This is a genomic window from Psychrobacter sp. FME13 (assembly GCF_014861395.1).
Taxonomy (GTDB): Bacteria; Pseudomonadota; Gammaproteobacteria; order Pseudomonadales; family Moraxellaceae; genus Psychrobacter.
The window spans coordinates 1-7,049 of the sequence record NZ_RRYV01000161.1 but is presented as its reverse complement, the minus strand read 5'-3'; the positions used below and the strand labels follow the sequence as shown (position 1 = coordinate 7,049).

The window sequence follows — 7,049 nt, the reverse complement described above, 5'->3', positions numbered from 1 at the left end:
GCATTGCCACGCGATATGATAAGCTCAAAGATAGCTATGCAGCGGCGGTAATGCTTGCTTGTGTCTTTATCTGGTTGCCCCTGATTTGAATTCTATACACACCCTATTAATAAATAGCTCATTTCTCATGATGCTCTACAAAGCTAACATGTATTAGTAAGCACTATTGTCTTGAATAACTGCCTTCCCTTAAATTCTCCTCACTTTCATTGAGATACCTTTATGATTACACAAAGTAGAAAACAGCATAAACCTAACCCTTTAAGTTGGAGCGTTAAGCGAACCATGCACCTTTCAGCCATTGCTTCGTTGGCAGTAAGCTCATCTATGATCCATGCTGAAGTATCACAGCAACAACCAATCAATGACAATGGCATTGAAATCAATCGTGGCGACAATAGGTCAGAACCAAGTACCACGCTACCAACTATCGTGGTCATGGCAGAAACGAACAAACAGGTCACGGAAAATACTGACAGCTATACAATCCCTGTCACCAGTAGCGCCACCGGTATGGGCTTGTCGGCCAAAGAAACCCCGCAAGCGGTCAGTGTGGTTACTAATCAGCAAATCAAAGATCAAAACTCAACCACCCTAATAGATGTGCTTAAACGCACGCCTGCTATCCAAGTAAGTAGCGTTGATGGCGCGCGTAATGGTCTTTCATCAAGAGGCTTTGCTATCAATAGCTTCCAAATTGACGGCTTAAATACCGATTTTGTCCAGCAAGCTGCCATGGGCGAATACTCTGCCAATACCGCGATGTTTGACCATGTTGAAACCGTACGCGGCGCGACTGGTTTGATGAGCGGCTCAGGCGACCCTTCTGCCAATGTTAACTTAATACGTAAACGGGCTGATAGTAGCGTTCCAAAAACAGAGCTATCCGCCAATGTTGATCGTTATGGGCAATATGGTCTCAGTGTTGATCGTAGTCAATCTTTAGTAGAAAGTGGCGCGGTACGAGGCCGAGTGGTGGCTAGCTATCAAGATGGTGATACCTTTATCGACCGTCAAGAATTGGGTCAAAGTCTGCTTTATGCCACAGTAGATGCGGACGTGGGCGACAGCACCACGGTCAGTGTGGGTGCTAGCCGTCAACACAATAAATCAAAATCAACCATGTGGGGCGGCTTGCCAAACTATCTAAGTGATGGGTCAAAAGCGGATTGGGATACCAGTAAAAATGGCAGCGCAGATTGGACAAACTGGGATTCTGATAATACCTATTACTTTGCAGATATTGACCATGATTTTAATGCCGATTGGAACTTGACCACCAATGCCAGCTATAACGAGAGTGACAGTAGTCCAAAGCTGCTTTATATGTATGCCAATGGCGACCAAGTCGTGAATCCTGATACCGGACTGATTTTTAACCTACACCCATTTCATGCCGATACCGAACGCAACCAGTTCAATGTTAAAAGCAAGTTAACCGGTAACTTTGATGCGTTGGGAAAAACGCATAAGCTCATCGTAGGCGGCTCCTATAGCAAAAGTGATCTTGATACTTTCACTTATAAGTCACCGCCTGATGGTATGTTGCCGCTCCCAGATTTTTCTGACTGGGATGGCAGTTATCCTGAACCAGAATGGGGAGCGCGCAATCGCAGCTCTGATGTCACAACCAAAGAAAAAGCCATTTTTGCAGCAACTCAGCTCAAATTATCGGATCCTTTAGCCGTGATTTTGGGAGCGCGTGTGTCTGATTTTGAACGCTCAGGTGTGCAGTATGGCCGTAACGTCAACACGGAAGCCAAACACATCTGGACACCATACGCAGGGATTACCTATGCGGTTAATGACAATCACAGTCTTTATACCAGCTACAGTGATATCTTCAAACCTCAAACTCAGCGTGATATAAACGGTAAATTCCTCGATCCTATCGAAGGTAAAAACTATGAAATCGGTCTAAAAAGTGAGTCAGATAATGGCACATTACAAAGCCAAGTGAGTATTTTCAGAATCGAGCAGGACAACCTTGCTCAACTCGATGGCGGTCAAATAATACCCGGCACCGATCTGGAAAAAGCCTACTACGGAGCAAAAGGTGCCACCAGTCAGGGCGTAGAAGTACAAGTGTCTGGTCAAATCAGCGACCAACTACAAGCGAGTGTTGGTTATACGCATTTTAATGCTGAAGACAACAAGGGCAAAACCATCAATACTGGCTTTGCTGATACCACGCTGAATCTGTTTGCCACTTATAATCTTGATCATATCATTCCTAATTTAACTATTGGCGGCGGCGTTGACTGGTCAAATGGATACTATGGTATTGTCAAAAACCCTGTGACGAAACAATCTGAAAAGTACGGTCAAGATGACGTGACGCTTGCCAATATCATGGCAAGATATAGCTTTAACGACAATCTTGAAGCGCAGGTTAATGTGAATAATTTGTTCAATCAAAAGTATCTTGCGGGCAGCACTTTTAGTGAATTGACTTACGGTGAGCCTTTGAATGTAGTCGGCAGATTAACCTATCGCTTTTAATCTTTCGCTTTTCACTTTTATGCCGATCATGACCTTTCACTTTCATACGCAGGCAGTCACATGAGTAAGCGCCGTAGCAGTCATGGTTTTTATCTACCTGAGTTTAAAGTCCTCAGTCGTATTTTTTTAGCGATTATTGGTAGCTATGGCATCGCGGTGCTTACGAGTTTGACGTTTTTGACCTTACCTATAGATGAGATTTCTGCCATCTATTGGGGTCAAATTGCTAGCGTTGTCGTATGTGCGCTCATCCTTGTCTTAGTATTTTCTTTGCGTCGTTTATGGCTGGCATGGACACTGATCGTCGGTATTGCAGGGATATTAGGGGTGATTGATTATGTCGCTATTTAGATTTTTCTTACCATCAGGCTGTTATTATGCCCTCAGACTCTACTAAGACCCAAACTGCCACAATGAGTAATATTCAGACAAAGGGTAAAACTAAAGTGAAGGGCTATCGAGTCATTTTATCTGACGTCCATACTTGGTTTGGCCTGTTATTAGGTTGGTTGCTGTTTACCATTTTTCTGATGGGCACGGTCAGTTATTTTAATAATGAGCTGACAGCATGGATGCAACCTGAAATTCCGGCACGCTCTCAGCAAACGCCATTCACGTCTTCAACATTTACGCACAACCAAAATGTGACAAATCTAGAAGATAAGTCAGATGGTTTTGCTATGGCAATCGCTCACTTACAGCAAACCCAAGCCCATGCCAAAAACTGGTTTATTGCTAAAGATATTAATGGCGATAATATTGCTCAACGTCTACATATTAATGTGACTACAGATGACAAAAGGCTAAAATATCAGTTTGATACGCAAACCCAAATGGCATATACACCAAGAGATACCGTAGGCGGTCACTTCTTTTATCGTATGCATTTTGATTTGCATTATATGAGTGTGATATGGGCCAGAATTATCGTCGGTATAGCTTCTATGATGATGTTGATTGCTATTATCACAGGCGTTATTGTCCACAAAAAGATATTTACGGATTTTTTTACCTTTCGTTGGGGTAAGGGGCAACGCTCGTGGCTTGATGCGCACAATGCTTTTTCTGTGCTGCCAATACCGTTCCATTTGATGATTACCTTTACCGGCATCATAACCTTAATAACCTTATATATGCCGTGGGCAGGCATGGTATCTGGGGTAGATAATGAGCAGTTTTTTAAGGAAATTTACTCTTATCGGGCAGCGGATGCAACCGAGTTACAGGCTGCCCCTATGGCTAGTATTGCTCCATTGCTTGCCACGACACAATCTGATTGGCAAAAACGCAACCCTAATTATACCGTGACCAGTGTCAGTATTAATCATCCCAATACTGACCAAAGTATGATTATTATCGACGGTAAAGCTGAGCATCAATTATCAACGTTAGGGGTATTTCGTATTTATGATGGGCAAACAGGGGAAGTACTCAAAGACAGTCGACCGCCGCCGCTCGCTGTCCAAACACAAGCGGTCATGATAGGTTTGCATGCAGGACGCTTTGCGGATAATTGGTTGCGTTGGTTGTACTTTTTATGTGGCGCAGCGGGCTGCGGTATGATTGCAACAGGCTTAGTGCTTTGGACGGTTAAACGTCGCCGCCAATTATTCACTATAGATAAGCCTGATTGGGGATTTTGGTTAGTAGAAAAGCTCAATATTGCGACGCTGGCGGGATTGCCTTTAGCGATGATAGGTTTTTTATGGCTCAATCGTCTATTGTCGTTAGAGTTATTAGGGCGAGGCAAGTGGGAGGTAGATGGGTTTTTTATCATCTGGGCGTTTGGTTTCTTGCTGACGTTATTACTCTCTAGTCGTCATGCATGGCGTCTATTATTATCATTAATTACTCTATTACTTTTATTCACACCGCTACTCAACAGCCTAACTACCGAGCGCGGATTGCTTCACAGTATCTTGAGCGTCGATGTGCTGTTTATCAGCTTTGACGTTATGTTTTTTATTCTAGCGCTGCTGTTTGCTTATATTACTTATGTGGTCAGTTTTAAGAAAGCATCTCACCAGCAAAAAATAAAGTCGCCTAGTCGTTCAAAGCTTCAGATGGAAAATGTATAGTATGTCTAACGCGCTGTTATCTGGATTGCTATTGGCATTTAATCTGCTAGGTATGATGGCATTAATGATGACCAGTAAAAGACATAGGAATAAGTTTCATCTCAAACGGCCACTCTTAGTCGCCGTAAGGTCAAACCTGCTATCTCATCATGATGAGCAGAAACGATATATCACTAAACAGCAAAGGTTACGATGGCTGGGATTGCTACTGCTATTGATAGGTTTCATTTTCCCTTTTTTTGCACCTCATACTGGTTATTTTATCGTTGTCTGGTTTGCTAGCTTAATCGTAGCAGCAGGAGTTGTATATTTAAGCATGGTTATTTATGAAAAACTGGCATAGCCAGTTTATATAAAAGCGCCAAATTCAAAATAAAATGCTGCTATAAAATTTCCCCGCTTGCAGTATGCTTTGATATTAAACATTTTAATAGTACGACTTATTAGCAATTATTCTAGCTGAGCAATTACTCTAACATAGCAATGGCGTCCGCACTGGCGCGTTGGCGTTCTTCTGCATTTAACTCTGTCAGCTTTCCTTCTTTCATCATCAACAAGCGGTCGGCATGCTCAAAATAACCGTCGTCATGACTGATAATAAACAGCGTTTTCCCCATGGCTCTTAATTCAGGAATCAGCGTTTGATAAAATACTCGGCGAAAAGCAGGGTCTTGGTCAGCAGCCCATTCATCGAGCAGCAGAAAGTCCTTTTGTTCGGTGACAGCGAGCAGCATGGCCAAGCGTTTGCGTTGTCCTTGTGACAGCTTGTCGGTAGACAATCGATGGTCAGTTACCGTCACTTTATCTTGCAAATTTAATTTATGTAGCCACTCAGTTACTAAGGACATATCAGGGTCATTGTCTTGACTGCCAATCAGTTGTTTAAAAAGATGTTGATCGCTAAAAATGGCAGAAAACAGCTGCCGATAATTGGTATTGTTATCCGAATCAATCGTTCGTTTGTCTACTTTTACAGCGCCTGTCGTAGGTATAAAGATGCCAGTAATTATTTTTGCAAGGGTTGACTTACCGCTGCCATTAGAGCCTATCAAAAACACCACTTCGCCACGCTTCAAGGTTAAATTGACTCCTTTTAAAATATCATCAGTAAGCGACTTATTTTCAGGTACACCTTCTTGTGTATGGTGGTTTATACCTTGATAGCGATAGCTCACATTGTTCAGTGAGATGGTCTGCCAGTCATTTGCTGCTATATTGGTTAAAAACGCTGGCTGATAATCAGCAAGCGCCAACGTCTGTATTTTATCTAACGCGACTTGCGCCGTTTGTAAAGTGGGATAAGCGCCAACGGCTTGTAGTAGGGGCGATTGCATAAATAAAATGGTCAAAGAAAAAGTGGTGGCAACGCTCATGGGAATATTCAGATAGTTTGAGACCGCAAAGACGACGCCAATCGCTGCAAACATCATAATGTTCGACCAATTCACTGCTGATAAGTGAAAGGTATCTGCTTTAATAACACGCTCTTTATAGGACTGGGCGTGACTCAAAAAATCATTGGTATACAGCTTTTGCGCGCGGTGCTGATTAAGTGCAAGCTCTTTTCGACCTTCGATAATAGATTGATAATCTTGATACAGAAGATCATTAATCTCCCTTAATTCTGTTAAGTGCTTATAAACGTGCTTCACCAAAATGGTGCTTATCCAAATCGTCATTACAATCCAAACCATGATGATCAGCAATAGTGGCAATGACAACCAACCCAAATATAAAGCGACTCCGCTAGATAAAATTACCCCTTGAACCAACTCTGGCATACGGACAAAGGCGACGGTAATCGATTGGATATCGGTAGACAAGCTGGCGAGTAGTTGGGCGTTTCCTAATTTGTCAATCTGCGGAATGTTGGTATCGATGATTTGTTTGACCAGCTTGGTTCTGAGCTCATACACAAATCTATGACCCAAGCGGGTTAGGGCATATTGTGATAAAAAAGTCGTGACCAATAGCAGAACCACTAACGCTGAAAAATAGCCTAAGCTCTGCCATGATAAGGTATTAAAAACAGGCTGACTGATAAAGGCGTGGTTAATATAAGCAATAATACCCACACTGACCGCCGCATTGACTAAATTCAATAAGATAACTTTGAGAAAAGGCAGACGATAATGCGACCAGATCATATGATATAGAGAAGCTGTAGCGCGAGAGGACATAAGGACTCAATAATAAAATGAATTTTGCGTATTTTTAGATAGCACAAAAGGGAGTAGGTGGTGCCTAATCCCTTTTATTTAACTCTGGTAATGATTCTATAACGACAATTTAATCAGTATAGTAGTCTCATTGGCGAAGCTTAGCGTTTAAATTTAAAAGTCAAACGTCGCTGAAACTTTTAAAGCCGTGGGTTCACCGGCATTTAAATAACCAGCATTTGTATAGCCACCGACTGACCCCTGCCGTCAAATCCGTACACATAAACTTGGGAGATTTTAATTACGCAGC

At 42.4% G+C, this 7,049-nt stretch carries 5 protein-coding genes and 1 pseudogene; 5 read left to right on the top strand and 1 reads right to left on the bottom strand.

Going from position 1 to position 7,049, the window contains the following annotated elements; all coding sequences use genetic code 11:
- From EI164_RS13640 to EI164_RS13620, 5 genes and pseudogenes are all read left to right on the top strand, one after another.
- Nucleotides 1–89 (top strand): annotated as a pseudogene (locus EI164_RS13640) (IS5/IS1182 family transposase); the annotation flags it as partial.
- A gap of 133 nt (nt 90–222) precedes the next feature.
- A complete protein-coding gene (locus tag EI164_RS13635) occupies nt 223–2,502 on the top strand; it encodes a TonB-dependent siderophore receptor (protein ID WP_192520478.1) in 2,280 nt (759 codons plus the stop codon).
- A gap of 60 nt (nt 2,503–2,562) precedes the next feature.
- Complete coding sequence (locus tag EI164_RS13630; protein ID WP_192520477.1) at nt 2,563–2,853, top strand: hypothetical protein; 291 nt, start codon at nt 2,563–2,565, stop codon at nt 2,851–2,853.
- A gap of 26 nt (nt 2,854–2,879) precedes the next feature.
- Nucleotides 2,880–4,580, top strand: a complete 1,701-nt coding sequence (locus EI164_RS13625; protein WP_192520476.1) for a PepSY-associated TM helix domain-containing protein — start codon at nt 2,880–2,882, stop codon at nt 4,578–4,580.
- 1 nt (nt 4,581) lies between these two features.
- Nucleotides 4,582–4,923 (top strand): hypothetical protein, encoded by a 342-nt coding sequence (locus tag EI164_RS13620; protein WP_192520475.1) that lies wholly within the window; start codon nt 4,582–4,584, stop codon nt 4,921–4,923.
- A 124-nt stretch (nt 4,924–5,047) separates the two neighbouring features.
- On the opposite strand, the gene EI164_RS13615 is transcribed toward EI164_RS13620, so the two are convergent.
- A complete protein-coding gene (locus tag EI164_RS13615; protein ID WP_192520474.1) occupies nt 5,048–6,760 on the bottom strand; it encodes a multidrug ABC transporter permease/ATP-binding protein in 1,713 nt (570 codons plus the stop codon).
- Nucleotides 6,761–7,049 lie beyond the last annotated feature (289 nt).